Consider the following 25,493-nt stretch of genomic DNA (forward strand, 5'->3'; position numbering starts at 1 on the left):
CCCCTTCAATTCTATTTTATAAATGTTTCACGTGAAACATTTATAAAATTAGCCTCCCTTAAAACTTATATTTTAAAGGAGGCAAATCAATAAAAACCTAATAAAAGCTAACAAGAACGAAAAAACTAATAAAATTATATTCAATTTAATTCCATAATTTATATATGATCAATAAGGTAAAGGACCGTCTGAATATCATTAAGAGGCATAATATGAACGCCCTGAGCAATGTTCTTTATCTCCAATAATGTTTCTAAGGCAATCTCTAACCCCGCTTCTTTGCCACCCTCTTCCATACGTTTTAAAATATCTTCCGTCAAAGAAATGCCTGGCACCTTTGTATGTAAGTAATTTGCCATTTTAAAACTTTTCAGAGGAATTAAGCCCAACATCACGGGCACTCCTAAGGGCGAAATCATATCTACAAAACGTTTTGCCTTCTCTAAATCATAAATAGGTTGTGTCTGAATAAAGTTGGCTCCTGCCTCTATTTTACGAATAAGCTTAGCTTTTTCCTCTTCTAAATCGTCCGCCCCAGGATTACCGGTAGTACCAATATAAAAATTAGTGGCTTCATCTAAAGGATTACCTGCTAAATCAAAACCTTTATTTAATGTATGGGCAATCTGTAATAGTCCCATGGAATCAACTTCAAATACAGCCTTTGCCTCAGGATGATCGCCTCGTGAAGGCTCATCACCAGTAAGAGTCAATATATTATTAACCCCCAAGGCAGCCGCCCCTAATAATTCAGCTTGCAAACCTAAAATATTACGGTCACGACAAGTTAAGTGAAAAATTGTATCTATCTGGGCTCGGAATTTTATTAAATGAGCTAAAGCTATAGGACTCATACGCAATTTTGCCATCGGACAATCTGCAATATTAATAGCATCAACTTTATCAATTAATTGAGCTGCTTCCTTAAACGTCTTTGTTACAGAAGCACTCTTAGGTGGGTCTAATTCAACAGTAATTGTGAATTGACCCACTTTATGTTTATCTCGTAATGATCTTACCATACTATCCCCAACTCTCTCTAAACTCTATTTCCTATCTACTCTTTTCTAATAAAATATAGCTTAATATATAACTAACAAATACATATTAATCATCGCCTAATAATTCTTTCACAATATTCACTGCACTAATACCATCTTTAGCATACCTATCAGCGCCTGCTTTCGTTGCATAGTCCTGTGTCAATACAGCACCCCCAACAATAACTTTAGATGGTAAACCAGCTTCATGAATAGCCTTAATCGTCACATCTATCATAGGCATGGTTGTAGTCATTAATGAACAAATTCCAACGACGGATGCATTTTCTCGTTTAACAGCGGCTACAATTTCACTTGGATCTACATCTTTACCTAAATCAACTACACGATAGCCATTATTTTCTAACAAAGCAGCTACTATATTTTTACCTAAATCATGAATATCACCTTTAACTGTAGCCACTATAACTGTAGCTCGTGTAAGTCCATCATTTTCAGGTAGTACACGTTTAATAGTCTGAAAAGCACCTTGCATAGCCTCTGCAGCTAGCATAACTTGTGGCAAAAACACCTTACCGCTGCCAAATTTATCCCCCACTACATTCATTGCTTCAGATAAAGCCTGCTTAGTAATTTTTAAAGGATCAAGTCCCTCTGCTAACGCTTGTTCCACTAATTCAATAACTAATTCTTTTTCCCCTTGCTCTACAGCATGCTTAATATTTTCTAGAGGATCCTCACTATTAAATACTGCTTTTTCTATTTTATTAGCTGTCACAATACCAATTGGCATAGCTTCTTCATCTTGACCATAATCAGCAATAAATTCGGCGGCTGCTGGATCAAAACCTAATAAAGTACGTCCCGCTATAAACGCTTTTTTAACAGTGCTATTTAAAGGGTTTAATATAGGTGCTGTTAATCCATGTGATAAAGCCATCGTTAAGAATTGACTATTTAAATACGGTCGCTGTGGCAGTCCAAAGGATACATTAGACAAACCCATAACTGTAGGAAAACCAAAAGTTTCTTTATACATGGCTAGCGTACGCAAGGTCTGTATAGCACTATCTTGACCACTAGCCAAGGTAAGCACTAATGGATCAAGTAATAAATCTTCACTGCGTAAACCAACTTCATAAGCTGCCAAAACAATTTCTTTGGCCAAAGCAACGCGCTCTTCAGCCACAACTGGTAAATCACCTTTTCCTAAAGGTAAACAAAGCACTGCAGCTCCATACCGCTTAGCTAAAGGCAATACACGTTCTAGTTGTTCTGGTTCTGCATTCACAGAATTAATCAAAGGACGACCTGGATATGCTTTTAAACCTGCTTCCATAGCGGCTGAATCTATAGTATCAATTGATAAAGGCACATCTACTAGCATTGTTAATTCCATAATAGCCCGTTTCATAGTAGCAGCTACATCTATATCAGGTACACCCATATTTACATCCAACACATCAGCACCAGCTGCCACTTGTGCTAAAGCATCTCGTTTCACCATAGCAAAACGACCTTCTTTAATCTCTTTAGCTAATACCTTCCGCCCAGTTGGATTAATGCGTTCTCCAATAATAATTGGTTTTTCCTTATGGCCAACTTTTACAAAATTAGTACGACTAGTAAAGACTGTAAATGGCGCTACAGTCATTCTCTCTTTAGGTGTATGGCTATGAGCTGCCTTTGCAATTTCACTAATATGTGCTGATGTACTACCACAACAAGCACCTAAAAAGGTAGCCCCAGCATCTATTAAAGCCGGTACATATTCGCCCATTTCAACCGGTGATAAAGGAAATATCGTTTCTTTACCGACTAATTTAGGCATACCTGCATTAGGTTGAGCACTTATAGGCAAATTAGTAACCGATGCTAACCGTTCTACTAAAGGAATTAATTGCTCAGGTCCCAAGGAACAATTAATACCTACTACATCAGCGCCCATAGCTTCTACTGTAATAGCCGCTACTTCTGGTGGTGTACCTGTAATAGTTCGGCCATCTTCATTAAATGAAAATTGGCAGATAACACCCACTTCTTCTTTTGTTTTATTAAGAGTTTTACGCGCATCAAGAGCCGCTAATAAAGCAGCCCGCATTTCCTGTATATCAATAATAGTTTCAATAATAATAAAGTCCACACCTGCTTCAATTAAAGCAAGAGCTTGTTCATAATAAGAATTATAGACTTCATCAAAACTAATTTGTCCCAAAGGTTCTATAAATTGACCTGTAGGTCCCATAGATCCTGCCACTTTAGCCTCTTTTTTAACTGATGCTATAGCTTGTTTGGCTACTTTTACAGCTGCTGTATTTATATCCTTAACTCTATGAGCTAAGCCATAATCAACTAATTTTAAACTACACGCACCAAATGTATTGGTTGTTATGATATCACTACCACTTTGTAAATATGCTTTATGAATAGCCGTCACTATATCTGGTTGATTCACATTAAATAATTCAGGACATTCCCCTTCTACTAGCCCTGATTGTTGTAACATTGTGCCCATAGCACCATCAAAAATATACATACTATCGCCTCATCTCTCTAATTTATCCCTATACTAATCTTACATTTTGATACTCATATACTCATATTTTTCGTGATATACAATTTACTTGAGCACAAGATGTACAACCTCGCTTAGTTAATACCTCTTCATCATTAGGCATACAACCGATAATAGCAGTCACTGATTTTCTCGGAAATAATAAAAAACTATCAGTCACTGATACATTAATTTTTTCAGCACCTATAATACGGGCTAAGTCCTTTTGTACTGTTAAATCCCAATTACCATATCCAGGACTAAAACGCCAAGTTGTCTTATATCCAGCTTTTTCAGCTTCTTGCTGTATTACTTCATTGACTTGATTAGCTACTTGTTCTACTGCTGCCGTAGCCGCTGCATCCATCAATAACCCCAGTGTATAATTACCGTCCTTAAATAATTCAGCACTGCGTAATTCTACATCTTCACCAAGGGTAACTGCCATAACATAGACTTTAGTAGCATTGCCTAAATGCTCACGAATAGAACTTCCTTCAATTTGAAGTGGTGGATTACTCTTAATCAGCCCCTGTTTAGCATCATATTCATAAGCTTCATATACACCGCTAGGATCTGCCACCAATTGAACTTCTAAACAAGCCTCTTTGACATATTCTTTTGGAAACTCTTTGGCCTTCTGCAAACCTGCATAGCGTGTGGCTTCATCTATATCAATTTGTGGTAAACGTCCATTATAAATTGCCATACGCACATCTCCTCTATCTAAAAAAAACCTCTATCTAACTTAGATAGAGGATCTCTCCTTATCTATCAGTTTCCTGTTGGAAGTAGCACCTTGCTATTGCTGGTTGCCGGATATCATTGGGCCAAGTCCCTCCATCGCTCTTGATAAGGCTAACATATAAAAATAGAATACCGTCTACACTATAGATTGTCAAGAAAAACCCCTGAGTATGCAGGGTTTCACCTATATGTAAAAAATACACTTTGTTATAGGTAAAACCTTCAACACAGGGGTTTTATATTATTTGTCCAATTATATTTAGTTATTTAGGCTATTATTTACTCAACCATCTATTCTATTATCTATTTAATTATACTAACGGTTTTAACTTAATCTCTTTTGGTTTTCGAGGATACTGCTTAGGCGTAACACCTGTTTTACGTGTATAAATAATTGCTCGCTTATCTGTTAACGTCGGTAATTGAACCGGCTTCATATTAGCAATTTCGCCTTTTAATACTTGTAAAGCTTTCTTTGCTTCGCCTATTTCCTCTTCATAAGCAGCCCCTTTTAAAGCTACCATGTAACCATTCTGTTTCACATAAGGCAATGCCCATTCTAATAAAATAGGTAATCTAGCAACCGCACGACTGGTTACAATATCATAAATCCCTCGATGATCTAAAGTATGACTCATGTCTTCAGCACGACCATGTAAAGTTATGACATTAGATAAGTCTAACGCTGTAATAACTGACTCTAAAAAAGTAAGTCTCTTTTGTAAGGAATCAAATAAAGTAATTTTTAAATCAGGACGCATAATAGCTAATGGAATGCCTGGAAAACCAGCGCCTGTCCCCAGGTCTAACAACTTAGCGCCTTCTTTAAATACTACACCAATTAAAGAGTTTGTAGTATGTTGAATTGCTCCATCAGTAGTATGGACCTTTGCTGTTTCATCGGAAACAGTATCTAATGCTGTTAAAGAGTCTACAAAATGCTTTACTGCTACTTCATGAGGATCTGTAATAGCCGTTAAATTTAAGCTTTTATTGGTCTCTATAAGCATTTCATAAAATGTATTAAATTGTCCCAACTGCTTTGCGGTTGCCTTAAAACCAGCAGCTTCTAATTGAACAGCTAAATTATCAGTAAAGTTCATAGACCCTCCTAGGATTGTTGTTCACGACGATATTGCTCTAATTGAATCAACAATACAGATACATCCGCTGGTGAAACACCAGAAATACGACTAGCTTGGCCAATGGAATGAGGTTTAATTTGTGCTAATTTCTGTTTCGCTTCTAAGGAAATGCCCTTCATAGTCTCATAGTCCCAATCAGCGGGAATAATCTTTTCTTCTAATTTTCGCACTTTAGCCACTTGTTCCATTTGTTTTTTAATATAACCATCATAAGTGATCATAATGTCGATTTCTTCTTCCACATCTGGCGTATAACGGGATAAATTGAATGATTCCGCTACATCACCATACGATAACTCATTACGTTTTACTAAATCAAATGCTTTAATACCAGTCTTAATAGGCGCTGTTCCCATAGCTTCTAATTTAGCCTGTACTTCAGTTGATGGATTAATTGGCGTATTTTGTAATTCAGCTAATCCTTGTTCAATTAAGGCTTTCTTTGCTTTAAAACGAGCATATCGTTCTTCTGTAACAAGGCCAATTTCATAGCCTTTTTCAGTTAAACGCATATCCGCATTATCTTGACGTAATAATAAACGATATTCACTTCGACTTGTCATCATGCGATACGGTTCTTTCGTCCCTTTAGTTACTAAATCGTCAATTAATACACCAATATACGCTTCTGAACGCGATAAAATGAATGGCTCTTTACCCTGTAAGTATAAAGCTGCATTAATACCAGCCATTAAACCTTGAGCAGCTGCTTCTTCATAACCAGAAGTGCCATTAGCTTGTCCTGCAGAATATAAACCTTTAATGGATTTAACCTGCAAAGCTGGAGTCAATTGCAAAGGATTTAAGCAATCGTATTCAATAGCATAAGCAGGACGCATAATTTCAACCCCTTCAAGGCCTGGAATTGTACGCAAGAATTTGTATTGCACATCAATTGGCAAACTTGTACTCATACCTTGAACATACATTTCATTAGTATGATTACCTTCTGGCTCAACAAATAATTGATGGCGATTCTTATCACTGAAACGCACTACCTTATCTTCAATAGAAGGGCAATAGCGAGGGCCTGTACCTTCAATGATACCTGTATACATAGGGGCTCTGTTTAAATTAGCACGAATAATATCATGCGTTTCTTCACTCGTATATGTCAACCAACATACTTGTTCATTGCGATTTGTCCAATCAGACATAAAGGAGAATGAGCGATACATGCCATCCCCTGGTTGTTCCGTCATATGCTCTAAAGTCAAAGTACGCTTATCTACACGAGCTGGTGTGCCCGTTTTAAAACGCATTAATTCAATGCCATGCTTACGTAAAGAATCTGATAATAATTCAGCCGTACGCTGTCCATTAGGACCACCTGTATAGGTCAATTCGCCTGTAATAATTTTACCTTTTAAGTAAGTACCAGTGCAAAGTATGATAGCCTTTGCTTCATATACTTCACCTAGTTCACTTAAAATTCCTTTCACTTTACCATCTTCAATAAGCAATTCATTGACCATAATTTGCTTTACATTTAGATTATCTGTGTTTTCTAGCGTCTCTTTCATTAAACGTTGATAAGCTACTTTATCTGATTGTGCTCGTAACGAATGAACGGCTGGCCCTTTACCAGTGTTAAGCATACGCATTTGTATAGCTGTAGCATCTGCATTAATAGCCATTTGACCACCTAAAGCATCTAATTCATAAACTAAATGACTTTTACCTGGTCCACCTACGGCTGGATTACATGGCATAAGGGCAATATTATCTAAATTAAGGGTTGCCATTAACGTGCGTTGTCCCATACGAGCTGTAGCAAGTGCTGCTTCACAACCAGCATGACCACCACCAATGACAATAATATCATACGTATCAACTGTGTACATACTATCTCCTATCCCTCTTGCGAGGCTATCTTATTTACCTAAGCAGAATCGACTAAATAGCTCATCTACCATAGATTCTCGTAAACTATCCCCTGTAATATCCCCTAAACGCTCCCAAGCTTCACGCATATCAGTTACTACAAAATCAACTGGTAATCCTGATTCAATCGTTGACAAAGAAGTTTCTAATTGGCTTTTTGCTTGTTCCATCAATGTAATATGACGAACATTACTTAATAAAGCAGTGGATTCATTTTGAACAGTGCCACCATAAACTAATTGTTTTACAGCTTCTGCTAACACGTCCATACCTTCTCCATTAGCTGCACTAATAGTAGCAATTACAGTAAATTCACCATAATCACTTACTGTAGATTCTGTAATAACAGCCCCTTTATCCGCTTTATTAAGAAAGACTATCGTATTTTTTCCTGAAGTACTTCGTAGCATCACTTCTTCTTCCGCTGTTAATGGCTTTGAAGCATCAATAACACAAACTACGATTTGTGCTGATTCTAAATACTCTTTTGCACGATCAACTCCGATTTTTTCTACAATATCATCGGTTTCACGAATCCCTGCTGTATCAATCAAACGTACAGGAATTCCTTCAATCGTAATAGCTTCTTCAATACTATCGCGAGTCGTTCCTGGTACATCCGTAACAATGGCTCGGTTTTCACGTAATAAAGCATTCATCAAACTTGATTTGCCCGCATTAGGACGACCTACAATGGCTGTAACTATACCATCACGCAATAGACGCCCTCGATTAGCCATAGCCAATAAATTATCAATTTGTCCTAAAATTGGTCGCAATTTAGCCGCTGTTTCATCCATCGTAAGTTCTTCAATATCTTCTTCTGGATAATCAATAGCCACTTCTAAATGAGCAATTAAAGCAATTAAATCTTCACGAATAGTACGAATTAATTGAGCTAACGTACCATCCAATTGTTTAACAGCTACAGATAAGGATTGCTCTGATTTTGCTTCAATAATATCTATAATAGCTTCTGCCTGTGTTAAATCGATACGGCCATTTAAAAAAGCTCGTTTCGTAAATTCTCCAGGCTCCGCTAAGCGGGCCCCTTGGCGAAGCAATACTTTCAAAATTTCACGCACCACCACGATACCGCCATGGCACTGTATTTCTATCACATCCTCAGCTGTAAATGATTGAGGACCTCGCATAATTAAAAGTAATACCTCATCCAGCACTTCATTGTCTTTCTGAGGATCTATAATATGACCATATTGAATGGTTCGATTCGGCCGTTTTTCTAAAGGTACGGTTCCCTTAGCTTGAAATAATGAGCTCACTATTTCAAAGCAACGAGTGCCACTCACTCGAATAATTCCTACACCACCAATACCAGGGGGCGTAGCAATAGCAGCAATCGTATCTTCTGTATACATGGTTTGCTCCTTATAGCAACGATATTACAATGTATAATTAACTTTCGTATTTAACAATTAAAACATCATAAATCATAGTAAAAATAAAACCCGATCATAGATCGGGTTTTATGACTCGCACATAGCTTATCGTTTATAAGCAATGACTACGTGACGATATGGTTCTTCACCTTCACTATCAGTCACAATATGTGGTTCATTTTGAAGCGTTAAATGAATAATTTTACGTTCAAACGCACTCATTGGTTCTAACGAAATTTTTTGACGATTTCGTTTAACCTTTGAAGCTAAACGTTTTGCTAAATTCATTAACGTTTCTTCACGACGAGCTCGATAATTTTCCACATCTACCACAATATGGCAATGACCCGCTACTTCTTTGTTGGCCACTAAATTAGTTAAATACTGAATAGCATCCAAAGTTTGACCATGTTTACCAATCAATATGCCTAATTCTTCACCATGAATTTGGAAGGTAATTTTATCAGCTGTCATCATTTTTTCAATCTGCACAGTTAAGCCCATTTTAGCAAACATATCTTGTAAGAATTGTTTACCTTTATCAGCTATGCGGATTTGTTCTTCTTTTGAAATCGCTTCACGCTGTGGTTTTACAGCTGCCACTACTTCAGTAGCTACTTCATCAGCTGCAGTTACTGTTGATTCAACAACTTCAGCCACTTTTGCTTCTGCTTCATTTACAGCTACTTTTACTTCTTCTACAGTAGCTTCTACTTTTTCTTCCACTACAGCAACTGTTTCATCAATAGCTTGCGCTATTTTTTCTGTTACTGGGGCTTCTTCAAAGTATAAACGCACTAACGCATCACGACGACCAATGCCTAAAAAGCCACTGGATGGCTGTTCTAATACTTTAGTATCAGCCACTACTTTACCATCTTCTTTAAGCTGTGCCGTTCCTTTAGCTACAGCTTCTTCGATAGTTTTTGCCGAAATTTCAATATAATCCATAATTAAGCCTCCTTATTATCATTGCGATAGATAAAGAATTGCTGAATCATTTGGAATACATTTGATACAACCCAGTAAATAACCAAACCACTTGGGAAATTTAAACTGATGTAACCAATGAATAAAGGCATGAAAATTTGCATTACTTTCTGTTGCCCTGCTGCTACACCAGAATTATCACCAGCTGTTTGTTTACTCATTACAAATGTAGAAAGAGCACTCAAAACAGGTAAAATATACAAATGATCCGCTTCACCTAAACTTGGCAACCATAAGAAGCTTTCATACGCTGGATCATATGGATACCCTTGTAAGGCATAGAAAATAGCAATTAAGAATGGCATTTGCACAAGTAATGGCAAACAACCAGATAAAGGATTAACCCCTAATTCTTTATACATCTTAGCAATTTCTTGTTGTGCCCGCTGTGGATCATTCTTATATTTCTTTTGAATTTCTTTCATTTTAGGCTGCAACTTCTGCATGCCCTTCATGGATTTAACCTGCTTCGCCGTTAATGGTGCTAAAACAGCTTTAATAGCAATGGTCAAAATGATAATCGCTATACCATAGCTTGGGAACCCAACTGCTTGCGTAAGATTATAGCAATACGTAAGCAAGGTTCGCATAAAATCAACTAATACCTGAAAAATTTCCAATAGTCTTCTCCTTACGAGTATTGATGACGAATACAAATGGCCTTTGCGTGTCTATATATGTTATGGTATGGTCTATATTTCATCCATACAGACACTTTGACATTTCCAAATTTGTGTTATTACGGAAGTGGATCGTAACCACCCGGATTAAAAGGATGACAACGTAAAATGCGCCGAATTCCTAAATAACTGCCTTTAAAAGGTCCATATTTGCGTAATGCTTCCAAGGTATACGTCGAACATGAGGGATAAAATCGACAAGTTTTAGGCTTCAATGGAGAGATTCCATAGCGATAAAATTGCACCAATCCAATGAAAATCCAATTTAATGCGCCCATTAATAGGGATACAAGGCGTTTCATAAATGTCCTCTTTTCTAAGCATCACTATTTTTCAATAATTTACTTTTCTTAAAAAGATACATCATTTCTTTACGCGCCTGCTCATAGGTAGCTTCGGCCATACGAGCACGGCCTACGACTACAATGGCATACCCTTCTCTAATGGCATGCTGATTAAGGCGATAGACCTCTTTCATTAAACGTCGAGCACGATTACGTTCCACAGCGCCACCAACCTTTTTCCCCGTAACAAAACCGATACGAGTTGGCTGCTTAGCTACTGGCATACGATAGATCACACAAAGGCGACCTACTTCATAATTGCCATGTTTATAGACAAGACGATATTCATTATTTTTACGAATTCTTCGTTCTTTATCTAGGGTAAACGTTAATTCACTCATACTTTCTTCCTATGCCATTATGAATAGAAAAACTTGGCAGCAGCGCCAAGTTTTTTTCTCCTGCCTAAAAGCTATTATATTATGCAGATAATTTCTTTCTGCCTTTAGCACGACGTCTTTTTAAAACAAGACGACCGCCAATAGTCTTCATACGTTCACGGAAACCATGAGTACGTTTTCTCCAAAGCGTATTTGGCTGATATGTACGTTTCATGTATAAAACACCTCCTCGAGATTGGTCTAGTAATTACTTATACCATAACAGCATAATTATAAATATAAACCCTTATAATGTCAATACTTATCTGGATTCTCTTATATTTTATTTACCTTATTATATATAATATACCTTATATTGTATATATTAAAATTCTCAACTACTATTTTTAGATAACTAGGTAACAATATGGATATATCCTTAACTAGCAATGACAAGATATGCATTTTCTGATAAAATATTAAGTGATAAAATAAATCAGGACAAACATATTGTGAGTATCTAACCACAGGTTATCAACAAGATATACACAACTTATACACGTATTATCCACAGCCATTCCATCTTTCGTATAAAGTCAGTGTCTATCTAAGGTGTTAGCCTTTTTATTTTTCTTATTTTACCATAAACTAAGAACTTATACACAGTTATAGGTATTTAACTTATCCACTTATTCACAATTTGTTACACCTAGGAAGGATATAGTATGTCAAACATAAATCTCAACGATTTTTGGAATAAAGTGCGTGAAGACATTGAGAATACATTGCCTAAAGAAATCTTAGAAAGTACCATTCTTAGATTATTACCACTCACTTTAGATGAAGCTAGCAAAACATTAACCTTAACGACTATGCAAGCATATATTAGGGATTTCATCGAAAAAGAACCGATGATAAACAATGCATTTCGTGACTCCGTTAATAATATTTGGCAACGCTTATCAAAAAGTAATTCTACGCTCACAATTATACTCACTACAGTTGGTGATAAAGAACCAACCATTGTCAGTGAACCTTCAGAACCTGCAGGAATACCAGTATATACAGCAGAAAGTACTAATCAGACAGTAGCTACAGATCAAATAACACCTATAAATAAGGAACCCCTAATAAATGATTCGTATTTAGAGAACCAAATTAATACTGAAACTGCAGTAAAAACTAATATAGATGCAACTAACCAATTCAATACGCAAAATAATGAACAACAACTAAATGGATATAATCAATTAGCTCAGCGTTTTGGCTTTTCACAAAAAAAGGAAGAATCCACTAACAGTGAACCAGTAGCACCTATATATGATGAACCTATCCAAATTGTAACACAACCACCAATGAATCGAACGGATAGTAAACGTCCTTATATTCCAGAAGAACCAGCTATAGGGTCTGATTCCTTATTTCCTCATTTAGAAGTAGCAACAACTGATACTAATACAATTTTAAATGCTAATAATAAATCTATTTTGCAATTAAATCCAACTTACACCTTTGACACCTTTATCCCTGGTGGTTCCAGTCAAATGGCTTATGTAGCAGCACAAAATATTGCTGAAAACCCAGCAACTCGCTATAATCCGTTCTTTATCTATGGTAAATCAGGCCTAGGCAAAACACATCTAATGCATGCGATTGGTAACGAAATCAAACGTCGTTATCCTGAATTACGCATCATGTGTATTACCAGTGAAAATTTCTTAAACTTATTTGTTCAAGCTATCCGTTTTAAAAAGAACGAAGAATTCCGCAATACCTTCCGTAAAGTAGATGTCTTATTAATTGATGATATTCAATTCATTCAAGATAATCGCTATGCAGGTACACAAATGGAATTTTTCCATACTTTCAATGCCTTAACAGAAAGTAAAAAGCAAATTGTATTAACCAGTGATACATTGCCACAAAATATGGATCAAATGGAAGATCGATTAAAAACACGATTCAATTCAGGTTTAGTCGTTACTATTGAACCACCAAATTCAGAAACGTTAGAGGCAATTACAAAATCCTATGTAGATAAACAACGAGAATTATTACCAGACCTGCGTATTCCTAATGAAGTCATTCGCTTCTTCGGCACCACCTATTACAATCGCAGTGTTCGTGATTTACAAGGAGCCTTGACTAAATTAATTAGTGCCGCTGAAATGGAACAAAAATTAGATCAAATTACAGTAGAATATGCGCGCTATGTATTGCGTGATTTAATTCCTGAAACAAAAGAAACTATTTTATCCATTACCTATATTCAAGATTTTATTGCTGACTATTTTAAAATCAAAAAAGAACTCTTAGTTGGTCAAAAACGAAATAAGCAGTATGCTCACCCTCGTCAAATTGCCATGTACTTGTGTCGTGAACTAATTAACGAAAGTTATCCACAAATTTCACAAGCTTTTGGTAAAAAAGACCATACTACTGCTATTCATGCCTATACTAAGATTAGTGAAGATTTAGAAAAGAATGCTGATTTAAAGCGTATGATAAGCGATATCATTAGTAAAATAAACGGTCATACGTAAATACTATAAGGGTGTGGATAACTCTGTGAATAAACTGTTTATAATTTGTGTTTAACTTCCAACTTTTAAACAGTGCTGGAAAATAAAGTCTATATGTGGATATCTTAACAATTCCATTCACAGATTTATACGCATGTGGAAAACCTATTCAAAATGCTACTTTCCACGACTTATCCACTTATCCACCATCCCTACTACTAAGACTACTAATAATTAAAAATTTAATCACATCAGTATTAGTAAAGGAGTACCTATGAAAATTCAATTTTCAAAAGACACATTACAAAAAGCACTTAATGCTTTAGCCAAAGTAAGTCAAAACAAAACAAGCTCTAATTTACCAGGTGCTATTTATATAACAACTAAAAACGGTAAAGTGGAAATGCAAGCTAATGATTATGAAATTGGCATTCGCATTACTATAGATGCCAATATTATTGAAGAAGGCACTATTGTTCTTAGTACACGTTATTTTCAAGAATGGGTTCGTAAAACACCAACTGATACAATCACTTTAGAATCCAATGAAGATACTAAACAATTATTATTGCACTCTGAAAGCTCTCAATTTAATTTAATCATGATGGATGCTAGTGAATTTAATTTAGTTGAGCAAATCCATGATGAATATCATATTGATGTAGATGGTGAACAATTTAAACAAATGATTGATTTAACCAACTATGCAGCCGCTAGTGATGATGATCGTCCTATTTTTACAGGCGCTTTATTAGAAGGTGAAGGTACCAACTTAACCATGGTAGCTACAGATACTCATCGTATGGCTGTTAAAAAGATTACATTAACTGAAGCTATTCCAACAGCAATGCGTATTTTAATACCTACTAAAACATTAGCTGAAGTATCCCGTTTATTACCAACAGATCAACCAACTATGGTTCGTATTATCTGGAATCGTACTAATGTAGTATTCTTATTTGATACTATTTATTTATTCTCCCGTTTAATTGAAGGACAATATCCAGATTATGAAAAAGTTATTCCTTCTCAATTTGACTCCAATGCTATTTTAAATAGCCGTGATTTTGCTGGCGCTGTTGATCGTGTATCATTATTAGCCAAAGATGCTAGTTATAATGTAATTCGTTATGATTGGAATGATAAAGAAGTTACTTTATCTACTCAAAATGCTGAAATTGGTATGGCTAAAGAAGAAGTATTATGTGAATTTAATGGCACACCATTTACGATTTCTTTCAATGGTCGTTATATTGGCGATATTTTACGTCATAGCAGTGGTGAACGCATTCATTTATACTTAAAACAAAATGGTCCTGTTGTTATTCGTCAAGATGATAATCCAAATTATACCTATGTTGTAACACCAGTGCGTACTAATTAAGCACTAAGTTAGGAGGATCCTATGAAAACTAAAAAGGAACCAATTCAAGTTGAAATTCATACCCCTTATATTAAATTGGATCAATTATTAAAATTTGAGCAAATTATTGGGACCGGTGGACAAGTTAAATTTTTATTAGATGATCAAAAAATTACTGTTAATGGTGAAATATGCCATGAAAAACGAAAAAAAATATATCCTGATGATATTGTAGAAATTCAGGGAATTGGTACTTTATTAGTTATAAAAGAGGAGGCTGACGAGTGAATATTCACTCCTTAGAACTCGTTAATTTTCGTAACTATGAACAAGCTAGTTGGTCATTTCCATCACATATTATTGTCCTTTATGGGCCTAATGGTGTAGGCAAAAGCAATATTTTAGAAGCCCTTTATGTTAGTACCATAGGCAAAAGCTATCGTACCAATGATACGCAAGATTTATTACAATTTGGAGCTACTGAAGCTGGTATTATTGTGGATTTTATAAAAAAAGAAACAAAACAAAAAATCAATTTACGGTTAAGTGGTAAAGAAAAAAAAGATATTCGTCTTAATGGGAATAAAATATTGCAAAAAGAACTGATGGGTACTTTAAATACTGTTATTTTTAGTCCAGAAGATTTGCAATTAATTAAAGGAAGTCCTTCTTTACGGCGGCGATTTTTAGATATAGAAATTTCACAGACCAGTGCTTTATATTATCAGCAATTGCGCATGTATAATAAAATATTGCAACAACGAAATAAGGTGCTGAAAGATTCCTATGGCAAACGAAATATATCATTAGCAGAATGGGATTATCAATTAGCTGAAACAGGATCTTTTATTATAAAGAAACGATTAGATAGTTTGCGAAAACTTAATTTATTGTTAGATTTAATGAATCGTCGTTTAACAGGCGGTAAAGAAAATCTAAAACTCACTTATGAACAGCAACAAGTTGATGGTTTATATATAGTTGAACCAGAAGCTATTTATAATCAATTACAAAATAATTTACCGATAGATCGTCATCGTATGAGTACTTCCTTTGGCCCTCATCGAGATGATTTAGGATTTTTTTCAGGTCCTATTGATTTAAAACGTTTTGGTTCGCAGGGGCAACAACGAACTGCTATTTTATCACTTAAATTAAGTGAATTAGAATATATCAAATCAGAAGTTGGTGAATATCCAATTTTATTATTAGATGATGTATTAAGTGAACTTGATAAAGAACGGCGACAAAATTTACTGCAATTTATTCATAAACGAATTCAAACATTTATAACAACTACCGATTTAGAGGAAGTACAACATTTAACTGATGTGGCTTTGATCAATTGTGAAAGGCGGTGAACACATGAATAGCGAAGATGTAAATACTAATGAAAATCAAGCGTTTAATAATCAAAATAAAGAGATGCCACAAAGTACGATTGAGTATGTAAACTCTCTGACTAACAGCCATCGATCAGCAGGTCCTGTTGGTTATAAAGTAGATAAGGCGCTTAAACAATATGATTCTCATTTAGATACTAAATATAATCAATTTAAAGTATTTCAAATCTTTGCTATTATGCGTCTATATCACGATTGGCCAAAGGTAATTGGTCCATTATTAGGCAAGCAAACGCGATTATTAGGGATTGAGCCACCTATTATTAAAGTAAGTGCTTTGAATTCTCCTTGTTTACAACAATTGCAAATGATGAAGCGTCAATTATTGCAAAAAATTAATGCTTATTATGGTAAAGAGATTATTACTGATATACAGCTTTCTATGTATAAACAAAGTTATATAAAGGATGAAAGGCAAGTATATTATGGAACTACTCATAAAACGGAGCAATATGAAAGACCTTTATTAAATTTTGAGGCTATTCCAATTAGTAATGAAGAATTAGCTGCTATAGATAAAGTAGTAGCCGTTATTGCTGATCCAACGCTTCGCGATTTATTTAGAGAAACCCAGATAAAACAATATAAGAAAACTAAATATTTAAAGTCTAAAGGATATCATACGTGTGTACATTGTGACACTTTAATAAGTCCAGAGGAAACAATATGTACAAGTTGTGTTATAAAAGCTAAAGAAAAAGCTGATTATGAGTATCGACAACATATTGAAAGAATAAAGGACATTTTGTTTGAACAACCATATTTAGTGTATGAGGATATATGTAAACAAATACCTAAGTGTGCGATGCATGAGTATCAGTTAGCTCATAGAGAATGCGTATATTTTTTTAGAAATCGGGTTATTCGTGAAGCATCGAATGATAATTATGATATTTATATGTTACTTATGTTAATTACCCATAAGAAAGCTCAACAATTAGAGAAAGAGTTTGTCCAAAATGCAATAAAAAAAATGCGATTTCAATATGAACAAAAACGAGCTAATTATGAGCAACATTAAGTAATCATGTGATTAAGAAAGTGATGGAAGTTTTATGTTTGTACATTTATCAGATACGTATAGTGTATCTATTGAGGATATTGTAGCGGTAGTTCAAGATATTCCGCTTTTAAAGGGACGACGTCGCCGCAATAAACAATGGCAAAATAGTGAAGTGATTCACGTTTTTCCAGATGAACCCATTGAAAGTTATTTAGTAACAGTCAATGCTATTTATGGTTTGAGCATGTCAATTACAGGTGTAGGACGTCGTTTACAGCGAGCTACTACAGGAATTCCTGTTAGCTTATACACAAAACGATAAAAATAGAGTATAATTAAGGTTAAATCTTTAAATAAATAAAATTTAACGATATATAGGTAATTTACTCTAAATAGGGAGGATATGGAATGGCAGAACAAAATTATAGTGCCGATAATATACAGGTCTTAGAAGGTCTGGAAGCGGTACGTTGTCGCCCAGGGATGTATATTGGTAGTACATCATCTAAAGGGTTACACCATTTAGTATATGAAGTTGTTGATAATAGTGTGGACGAAGCCTTAGCAGGTTATTGTACACATATTGAAGTAAATATTAACGAAGATAATAGTATTACTGTTATTGATGATGGGCGTGGTATTCCTTGTGGCATGCATGAAACTGGTGTACCTGCTGTTGAATTAGTTTTAACTAAATTACATGCTGGTGGTAAATTTGGTGGCGGCGGCTACAAAGTATCCGGTGGTCTCCATGGTGTTGGTATTTCTGTAGTAAATGCATTGAGTGAATGGACTATTGTTACTGTTCGTCAAGATGGCAAAGAACATGAAATTACATTTGAAAGAGGCTATTTAAAATCACCATTAAAAGTAATTGGCGAAGCTAGTGACACAGGTACTACGGTAACTTTTAAGCCTGATGCAGATATTTTTGAAACTACTGTTTTTGACTTTAATGTACTACGTACACGCTTACAAGAATTAGCATTCCTTAATAAGGGATTACGTATTACCTTAACTGATAAACGTGCAGAAGAACCAATTGTTGAAAGCTTTATGTATGAAGGTGGCATTGTTTCTTTCGTAGAATTTTTAAATGAAAACAAAGATTTAGTGAATCCAACAGTTATTGATGTAGAAAATACTCGTGACGATGTAGTGGTGGATGTAGCGTTCCAATATAATGATGGCTATAGTGAAAATCTATTATCCTTTGTTAATAATATCAACACCATTGATGGGGGGACTCATTTAAGTGGTTTCCGTAGTGCTTTAACACGTACCCTTAATGATTATGGTCGTAAAACAGGCCTTATTAAGGAAAATGAAAGCAATTTATCTGGTGATGATGTTCGTGAAGGTTTAACTGCTGTTGTTAGTGTTAAAGTTTTAAATCCTCAATTTGAAGGACAGACAAAAGCTAAATTAGGGAATAGCGAAGTAAAAGGGATTACAGATACGGTTGTTTCTGAAGGGCTTAAAACATTCTTAGAAGAACATCCAGCAGAAGCAAAACGCATTATTGATAAGGCGACTACGGCTAATCGGGCTCGTGAAGCAGCGCGTAAAGCTCGTGAATTAACACGTCGTAAAAATGCGTTAGAAATTAGCTCATTACCAGGTAAATTAGCCGATTGTTCTGAAAAAGACCCTATGATGACTGAAATTTATTTAGTCGAAGGGGATTCCGCTGGTGGTAGTGCTAAACAAGGGCGTGATCGCCGTTATCAAGCTATTTTGCCATTGCGCGGTAAAATTTTAAATGTAGAAAAAGCACGATTAGATAAAATTTTAGCAAATAATGAAATTCGTTCAATGATTACAGCCTTTGGTACTGGCATTGGGGAAGAATTTGATTTAGCTAAGAGTCGTTATCATAAGATTATTATCATGACAGATGCGGACGTTGATGGTGCTCATATTCGTACGTTATTATTAACTTTCTTCTATCGATATATGAAACCGTTGATTGAAGAAGGACGCGTTTATATTGCGCAGCCACCACTTTATCAAATTAAAAAAGGTAAAGGTCATTGGTATGTGTATAGCGATGCTGAAATGGCAGCTAAATTAGATGAAATTGGACGAGATAATATTACGATTCAACGCTATAAAGGTCTTGGGGAAATGAATCCAGAGCAGCTCTGGGAAACGACGATGAATCCAGAAAATCGTACTATTTTACAGGTAAGTTTAGAGGATTCCATTGAAGCGGATAAAATTTTTAGTGTCCTCATGGGTGATAAGGTAGAGCCACGCCGTAAATTCATTGAAGATAATGCAAAATTAGTTCGTAATTTGGATTTATAGTAGGGGGGAGGCTATTTAGTGAGTAGTGAAGCGAATAATAAATTAAAAAGAAGTTTGAAATCGCGTCATATGAATATGATTGCGCTAGGTGGAGCGATTGGGACAGGTTTATTCGTAGCTGGCGGTGAAGTAGTAAGTACAGCTGGTCCTGGCGGTGCTTTAGTTGCTTATGGCTTTATTGGTATTATGGTATATTTCTTAATGACTAGCCTTGGTGAAATGGCTACGTATTTACCTGTACCAGGTTCTTTTGGCACCTATGCATCACGGTATGTAGATCCAGCCTTTGGTTTTGCCTTAGGATGGAATTATTGGTTTAACTGGGCTATTACATTGGCTGCTGAATTGGTAGCAGGCGCTTTGATTATGAAATATTGGTTTCCTGAGATTCCAGCCATTGTGTGGTCAGCTTTATTCTTATGTGCCTTATTTTTGATGAACTATTTATCAACGCGTTCCTTTGGGGAAAGTGAATATTTCTTCTCCAGTATGAAGGTTATTACCGTATTTGTGTTCTTATTTGTAGGTACTATGCTCATTTTAGGTATTGGTGGTACCTCGCCTGGTTTTGAAAACTGGACCCGTGGCGAAGCTCCTTTTGTTGGTGGCTTTGGTTCAATTTTAGCTATTTTTATGGTAGCTGGTTTTTCTTTCCAAGGAACAGAATTAATTGGGGTAGCTGCTGGTGAATCAGAGGATCCTGAAAAAAATATTCCAAAAGCGATTCATTCTATTTTCTGGCGTATTTTATTATTCTATATTGGTGCCTTTGCTGTTATAGGTTTCTTGATTCCTTATGATGATCCTAATTTATTAAATGCTAGTGTAGAAAATATTGCTATCAGTCCATTTACTTTAGTATTGGATCGTTTTGGTTTTGCTTTTGCAGCTAGTTTTATTAATGCCATTATTTTAACAGCTGTTTTATCGGCTGGTAACTCAGGTTTATATGCATCAACTCGTATGCTTTATGCTATGGCTAAAGAAGGCGATGCACCACAGATTTTTACTAAATTAAACTCTCGTGGCGTACCAGTACCTGCTCTATTAGCTACTTCTGCATTTGGTGTATTTGCTTTCTTAACCTCTTTAATTGGGGAAGGGACAGCTTATAATTGGTTGATTAATATTAGTGGTATGAGTGGTTTTATTGCTTGGCTTGGAATTGCTATTGCTCATTATCGTTTCCGTCGTGCTTTCCACGAACAAGGTAAGAGTTTAGATTCTATTCCATTTAAAGCTTTATTTTTCCCATTCGGTCCTATTTTTGCTATGATTTTATGTTTAATCATTATTGCTGGTCAGAACTATACAGCGTTTACAGGTGATACTATTGACTGGTATGGTGCTAGTGTGGCTTACATTGGTATTCCTGTATTCTTATTAGTATATGCTAGTTATAAGGCTAAAAATAAGACGCATATTATCCCTCTAAAAGAAGTTAATTTAGATCGGGATTATGAAAAATAAAATAGATTTATTTAAATTTAATTTTAATTTTATATCTAAAAATAGAAAAATTTAAATTTAATACTTGACTTGAAGTTAACTTCAAGTTCTATAATTAGTTTCGTAGTCATAAGTAAGATTTAGTTATGACTACGAAACTTTTTTTATGGAAATTAAATTTGAAGAACATAGGTATTAGAAGAAAGGAACTGAATATGAGTCTATTAGAACATGTAAATACACCACAAGATATTAAGAAAATGAGCCTTGAAGAATTAAAAACATTGGCTCAAGAAATTAGAGACGTATTAATTACTCGCGTTACCACAACAGGGGGCCATATGGCACCTAATCTTGGTTTTGTAGAAGCTACATTAGCCCTCCATTATGTATTTGAATCTCCAAAAGATAAATTTGTTTTTGATGTATCACATCAATCCTATATTCATAAGATTTTAACAGGTCGTAAAGAGGCTTTTACAGATCCAGCATCTTATAAAAAGTATTCTGGCTATACTAATCCAAATGAAAGTGAACATGATTTCTTTACCATTGGCCATACTTCAACTGCTGTTAGCTTAGCTTCTGGTTTGGCAAAAGCTCGTGATTTAAAAGGTGAAACTGGTAATGTAATTGCTATTTTAGGTGATGGTTCTTTATCTGGTGGTGAAGCTATGGAAGGTCTTAATGTAAGTGCGACCTTGGGCAGTAATTTTATTGTTTTATTTAACGATAATGATATGTCTATTGCGCCTAATGAAGGTGGCTTATACCCTCATTTAAAAGAATTAAGAGATAGCAAAGGAACAGCAGTCAATAATTTCTTCAAAGCTATGGGTCTTGATTATATCTTTGTAGAAGATGGTCATAATTTAGAGCATCTTATTGAAACCTTTAAAGGTGTAAAAGACAGTAATCATCCAATTGTTATTCATATGGTAACAACTAAAGGGAAAGGCTTGCCAGAAGCAGAAGCTAATAAAGAAGATTATCACTATATAATGGGTAAAGATTTTGATGTAGATGCTTATATGCAAGAAGAACATTATGATGAAATCATTGCTACTCATTTATTAGCTAAAATGAAAGCTGACAAAACAGTAGTTGGTTTAACCGCTGGTGTTCCTGGTATTGCTGGTTTTAGTGCTGAGCGTCGAGCTGAAGCAGGTAAGCAGTTTATTGATGTAGGGATTGCAGAAGAACACATGGTTGCTATGGCAGCTGGCCTTGCTAAAAATGGAGCTAAACCAGTTATTTTAGACGCAGGTACTTTCTTACAACGGACGTATGACCAATTGACTCAGGATTTAGCTTTAAATAGCAACCCTGCTACGATTATTTCATTCCCACTAGGTGGTGGTATTTCGTCTATGGATGCTACTCATTCCAGTGCTTTTGATATGGCTATGATGAATAGTATTCCCAATTTACGAGTGTTATCACCAGCAACAAAAGAAGAATTAATAGCTATGTTAGATTGGTCTTTAGAACAGACTGAAATGCCAGTTATGATTCGAGTACCAGGTGGCAAAGTACAGACTTATGAAGCTGGTAAAGCCTTTACTGGGGCATTAACAAATGAAGTAACAGCTAATGGTAATACAGTAGCTATTTTAGGTCTTGGTGCTTTCTATGATTTAGGTTTACGTACAAAAGAAGCTTTAAAAACTGAATTAGGTATTGAAGCTACTTTAGTAAATCCTCGTTTATCTTCTGAAGTAGATGAAGCTACTTTAGAAGCTCTAAAGGCTAATCATGAGTTAGTAGTCACTTTAGAAGATGGTGTATTAGATGGTGGCTTTGGTGAAAAAGTAGCTCGTTTCTATGGCCCATCTACTGTTAAAGTATTAAATATTGGTATGAAAAAAGAAGTGAATGATCGAGTGCCAATGAAAGAATTAGTAGCTCGCTATCATTTATCACCAGAATTAATTGTGGCGGATATTAAAGCTATTTTAAATAAATAATAAATGCTGTAATATGGTAAACCATAAAAAATACAGAGTAAAAGAATAAAATAATTGGATAAAGAAAAAAATAACTAAATAAGAATAAATATCTAAAGAAAGCCTTGTTTTTACTTTAAGTTTTAAAAGTAATAACAAGGCTTCTTTTTATAAACTGTGATTACTCATAGCGAAATACCGTAGTTTTTGGTATACTATACGGTAAGTATATAGAATAAATATATACAGAGCGTACATGTGTAAGTACATATAGTACACTAAGTATAAAGTGTCCACTTGAAGTAAGAGGAGAGTGATAAATCAGTGGATGGTGATGTAGGTCTGGAGATACTTATAATATTATTGTTAATTGTAGCGAATGGGATTTTTTCCATGACAGAATTAGCGATTGTTAATGCCCGCAAAGGGTTATTAGAAGATAGTGCTGAAAAAGGTAGTAAAGGAGCACAACGGGCGATACAATTGTCTGAAGATCCTAATCAAATGTTTTCAACCATACAAATTGGTATTACTTTGATTGGCATTGTTACTGGTTTGTATTCAGGTGCAGCCCTTTCAGAACCAATGGCAAAAGTAATTAAAGAATATATGCCTTCTTTAGCTAGTTATGCCGATTCAGTAAGCCCTATTATTATTGTATCCTTAACGACATATTTATCCTTAGTGATTGGTGAATTAGTGCCAAAACGATTAGCCCTTAATGCACCAGAGAAAATTGCTATTTTTATGGCTGTACCTATGCATTATTTTGCAGTAGTGGCCACGCCTTTAGTAGCCTTGTTAAGTGTTTCAACGTCGTCATTATTAAAAATCATGGGTGTAAAAGATAAAGAAGAAGCACCTGTTACAGAATTAGAAATTAATAAGATGTTGACACAAGGTGTTGAATTAGGTGCTTTTGAAAAAGATGAACCTCGTTTGGTAGATAATGTATTCCGTTTAGCTGATTTAAATGCTGGTGATGTTATGACGCCACGCACGCAGTTAAAATGGTTAGACTTAAATAGTCCCGATGAGGAAATAAAAGAACGATTATGTCATTCGACTCATTATCGTTTGCCTGTAGGCCGTGACTCTTTAGATGAGCTTGAAGGTCTAGTTGTGGTAGCCGATGTATTTGCTGAGCATATGAAACAAGATGGTCATAAAACATTGAAGCAATTAGTTGAAGAATGTACGAAACAGCCTGTAATGGTGCCAGAATCGATTAGTCTTATGAAGCTATTAGAAGTATTTCGTACAGAAGGTGTTCATGAAACTGTTGTTTTAGATGAATATGGTGGTTTTAGTGGCTTAGTAACATTACATGATATTATGGAAAAACTAGTAGGTCTTATGCCAGCTAGTGAAGATGAATTAAAAGAAGAAGAAAATCGCGTTATTCAACGTAGTGATACGACTTGGCTAGTAGATGGTCTTTTAAGTATTGATGAATTTAAAGAGTATTTTAATATTACTAAAGAATTACCTGGTGAAGACGAAGATTTATATAAAACAGTTGGTGGTTTTTTAATGTATTTATTTGGCCGTATTCCTAAAGAATTGGAACGTTATATTTGGGAAGACTATACTTTTGAAATCGTTGATATGGATAATGTGAGAATTGATAAGATTATGGTTACCCATGAACCTGTGCAAATAACAGAAGATAGTGGAACCATAGATTAATAAGAAAACCCTAATAGCTATTGTATTAAAATAGCTATTAGGGTTATTTTTTTATTTTTTATAATATTGACCAGGTATTACGCTACCTGTTTTGGCCAAGCTGTCATTTGAAATAACCTTGTCACCATGCATGAGAGCTTCTAGGACTTCTAAGGTATTTTCAACCTTTGATAAAGGTAATTGATTTAAGATTTGATGATAATATTGAATTTCTAGTTTATGAATTTCATCGCATACTAAGGAGACGGATTGTCCAACATCTGTAATTTTTAATAATACAGACTTTAAATCAGTAGGCTGATGAAATCGGATGAGTAAGCCATTAGTATCTAAAAACTTTACATAGCGAGAAACTAATCCCTGTGAGAAGGGCATAGCTTGGACAACTTCTTGGTATGTGGCTACTAAATCAGGTTTATTAGCTACATAATTTAAAATTTGCATTTGTGAGTGATTAAATTTTTTCTTTAACAATCGCTCAACAATATGGGGGGATACGGTATGAATATACTTAGGCAAGGCTTCATTGATGAATTGTTTACGCAATTCTGTATTGTACATGGAAAATAAACGAGCAGTTTCAACTAATTGTTTATATAAGTCTTCCGTACTCAAGGAAGTATGGCTATTTAATGTTTCATCAGTATTCATGTACAGTCTCCTTAAAATATATTACCTGTAATATATTTGACATTATATCATATAAAAAGTAAAATGTAACTAAAATAATAGATATAGATTTT

22 protein-coding genes and 1 riboswitch are annotated in these 25,493 nt (G+C 35.1%); of the genes, 10 read left to right on the top strand and 12 right to left on the bottom strand.

The window, feature by feature from the left end; translation table 11 throughout:
• Positions 1-158 precede the first annotated feature (158 nt).
• From NFR27_RS05335 to rpmH, 11 genes are all read right to left on the bottom strand, one after another.
• Positions 159-1,022 (bottom strand): methylenetetrahydrofolate reductase, encoded by an 864-nt coding sequence (locus NFR27_RS05335; protein ID WP_251441735.1) that lies wholly within the window; start codon positions 1,020-1,022, stop codon positions 159-161.
• Positions 1,023-1,107: 85 nt separating this feature from the next.
• The gene (locus NFR27_RS05340; RefSeq protein WP_251441733.1) at positions 1,108-3,537 is read right to left on the bottom strand and encodes a homocysteine S-methyltransferase family protein; all 2,430 of its coding nucleotides are present in this window, start codon (positions 3,535-3,537) and stop codon (positions 1,108-1,110) included.
• Between the two features lie 61 nt (positions 3,538-3,598).
• Complete coding sequence (locus tag NFR27_RS05345; protein ID WP_251441723.1) at positions 3,599-4,264, bottom strand: vitamin B12 dependent-methionine synthase activation domain-containing protein; 666 nt, start codon at positions 4,262-4,264, stop codon at positions 3,599-3,601.
• A gap of 55 nt (positions 4,265-4,319) precedes the next feature.
• Positions 4,320-4,414, bottom strand: a riboswitch (SAM riboswitch).
• 199 nt (positions 4,415-4,613) lie between these two features.
• On the bottom strand, positions 4,614-5,405 hold the full coding sequence (gene rsmG / locus NFR27_RS05350; protein ID WP_251441721.1) for a 16S rRNA (guanine(527)-N(7))-methyltransferase RsmG: 792 nt from the start codon (positions 5,403-5,405) through the stop codon (positions 4,614-4,616).
• A gap of 8 nt (positions 5,406-5,413) precedes the next feature.
• The gene (mnmG, locus tag NFR27_RS05355) at positions 5,414-7,291 is read right to left on the bottom strand and encodes a tRNA uridine-5-carboxymethylaminomethyl(34) synthesis enzyme MnmG (protein ID WP_251441719.1); all 1,878 of its coding nucleotides are present in this window, start codon (positions 7,289-7,291) and stop codon (positions 5,414-5,416) included.
• A 30-nt stretch (positions 7,292-7,321) separates the two neighbouring features.
• Positions 7,322-8,710, bottom strand: coding sequence for a tRNA uridine-5-carboxymethylaminomethyl(34) synthesis GTPase MnmE (gene mnmE, locus NFR27_RS05360; protein ID WP_251441717.1), 1,389 nt, complete (start codon positions 8,708-8,710; stop codon positions 7,322-7,324).
• A 126-nt stretch (positions 8,711-8,836) separates the two neighbouring features.
• A complete protein-coding gene (gene jag, locus NFR27_RS05365) occupies positions 8,837-9,682 on the bottom strand; it encodes an RNA-binding cell elongation regulator Jag/EloR (protein ID WP_251441712.1) in 846 nt (281 codons plus the stop codon).
• A gap of 2 nt (positions 9,683-9,684) precedes the next feature.
• Positions 9,685-10,341: a YidC/Oxa1 family membrane protein insertase gene (locus tag NFR27_RS05370; protein ID WP_371875191.1), complete on the bottom strand. Its 657-nt coding sequence runs from the start codon at positions 10,339-10,341 to the stop codon at positions 9,685-9,687.
• A 119-nt stretch (positions 10,342-10,460) separates the two neighbouring features.
• Entirely contained in the window at positions 10,461-10,703 is a 243-nt protein-coding gene (gene yidD / locus NFR27_RS05375) for a membrane protein insertion efficiency factor YidD (protein ID WP_251441711.1), read from the bottom strand.
• Positions 10,704-10,717: 14 nt separating this feature from the next.
• Positions 10,718-11,086 carry a ribonuclease P protein component gene (gene rnpA, locus NFR27_RS05380; protein ID WP_251454696.1) on the bottom strand — a complete coding sequence of 123 codons (369 nt, stop codon included), beginning with the start codon at positions 11,084-11,086 and terminating at the stop codon, positions 10,718-10,720.
• Positions 11,087-11,165: 79 nt separating this feature from the next.
• The gene (gene rpmH, locus NFR27_RS05385; RefSeq protein WP_006555255.1) at positions 11,166-11,300 is read right to left on the bottom strand and encodes a 50S ribosomal protein L34; all 135 of its coding nucleotides are present in this window, start codon (positions 11,298-11,300) and stop codon (positions 11,166-11,168) included.
• A gap of 490 nt (positions 11,301-11,790) precedes the next feature.
• On the opposite strand from rpmH, the gene dnaA reads away from it, so the two are divergent.
• From dnaA to NFR27_RS05435, 10 genes are all read left to right on the top strand, one after another.
• Positions 11,791-13,608: a chromosomal replication initiator protein DnaA gene (gene dnaA / locus NFR27_RS05390; protein ID WP_251441709.1), complete on the top strand. Its 1,818-nt coding sequence runs from the start codon at positions 11,791-11,793 to the stop codon at positions 13,606-13,608.
• Between the two features lie 253 nt (positions 13,609-13,861).
• Positions 13,862-14,971 carry a DNA polymerase III subunit beta gene (gene dnaN, locus NFR27_RS05395; RefSeq protein WP_251441707.1) on the top strand — a complete coding sequence of 370 codons (1,110 nt, stop codon included), beginning with the start codon at positions 13,862-13,864 and terminating at the stop codon, positions 14,969-14,971.
• A 21-nt stretch (positions 14,972-14,992) separates the two neighbouring features.
• Positions 14,993-15,238: an RNA-binding S4 domain-containing protein gene (locus tag NFR27_RS05400; RefSeq protein WP_251441705.1), complete on the top strand. Its 246-nt coding sequence runs from the start codon at positions 14,993-14,995 to the stop codon at positions 15,236-15,238.
• Entirely contained in the window at positions 15,235-16,311 is a 1,077-nt protein-coding gene (gene recF / locus NFR27_RS05405; RefSeq protein ID WP_251441703.1) for a DNA replication/repair protein RecF, read from the top strand. The genes NFR27_RS05400 and recF overlap by 4 nt, the downstream gene beginning before the upstream one ends.
• A 4-nt stretch (positions 16,312-16,315) precedes the next feature.
• Complete coding sequence (locus NFR27_RS05410; RefSeq protein ID WP_251441700.1) at positions 16,316-17,374, top strand: DciA family protein; 1,059 nt, start codon at positions 16,316-16,318, stop codon at positions 17,372-17,374.
• Positions 17,375-17,408: 34 nt separating this feature from the next.
• Positions 17,409-17,678 carry a hypothetical protein gene (locus NFR27_RS05415; RefSeq protein WP_251441698.1) on the top strand — a complete coding sequence of 90 codons (270 nt, stop codon included), beginning with the start codon at positions 17,409-17,411 and terminating at the stop codon, positions 17,676-17,678.
• Between the two features lie 86 nt (positions 17,679-17,764).
• Complete coding sequence (gene gyrB / locus NFR27_RS05420) at positions 17,765-19,666, top strand: DNA topoisomerase (ATP-hydrolyzing) subunit B (protein ID WP_251441695.1); 1,902 nt, start codon at positions 17,765-17,767, stop codon at positions 19,664-19,666.
• A 69-nt stretch (positions 19,667-19,735) separates the two neighbouring features.
• Entirely contained in the window at positions 19,736-21,136 is a 1,401-nt protein-coding gene (locus NFR27_RS05425) for an amino acid permease (RefSeq protein WP_251442440.1), read from the top strand.
• Between the two features lie 194 nt (positions 21,137-21,330).
• Positions 21,331-23,082: a 1-deoxy-D-xylulose-5-phosphate synthase gene (locus tag NFR27_RS05430; protein ID WP_251441694.1), complete on the top strand. Its 1,752-nt coding sequence runs from the start codon at positions 21,331-21,333 to the stop codon at positions 23,080-23,082.
• Between the two features lie 303 nt (positions 23,083-23,385).
• Complete coding sequence (locus tag NFR27_RS05435; RefSeq protein WP_251441693.1) at positions 23,386-24,750, top strand: hemolysin family protein; 1,365 nt, start codon at positions 23,386-23,388, stop codon at positions 24,748-24,750.
• Between the two features lie 51 nt (positions 24,751-24,801).
• Here NFR27_RS05435 and NFR27_RS05440 read toward each other — a convergent pair whose 3' ends face one another.
• Positions 24,802-25,401, bottom strand: a complete 600-nt coding sequence (locus tag NFR27_RS05440; RefSeq protein ID WP_251441692.1) for a helix-turn-helix domain-containing protein — start codon at positions 25,399-25,401, stop codon at positions 24,802-24,804.
• Positions 25,402-25,493 lie beyond the last annotated feature (92 nt).

The sequence above is a fragment of the Veillonella intestinalis genome (assembly GCF_943192895.1).
GTDB lineage: Bacteria > Bacillota > Negativicutes > Veillonellales > Veillonellaceae > Veillonella_A > Veillonella_A intestinalis.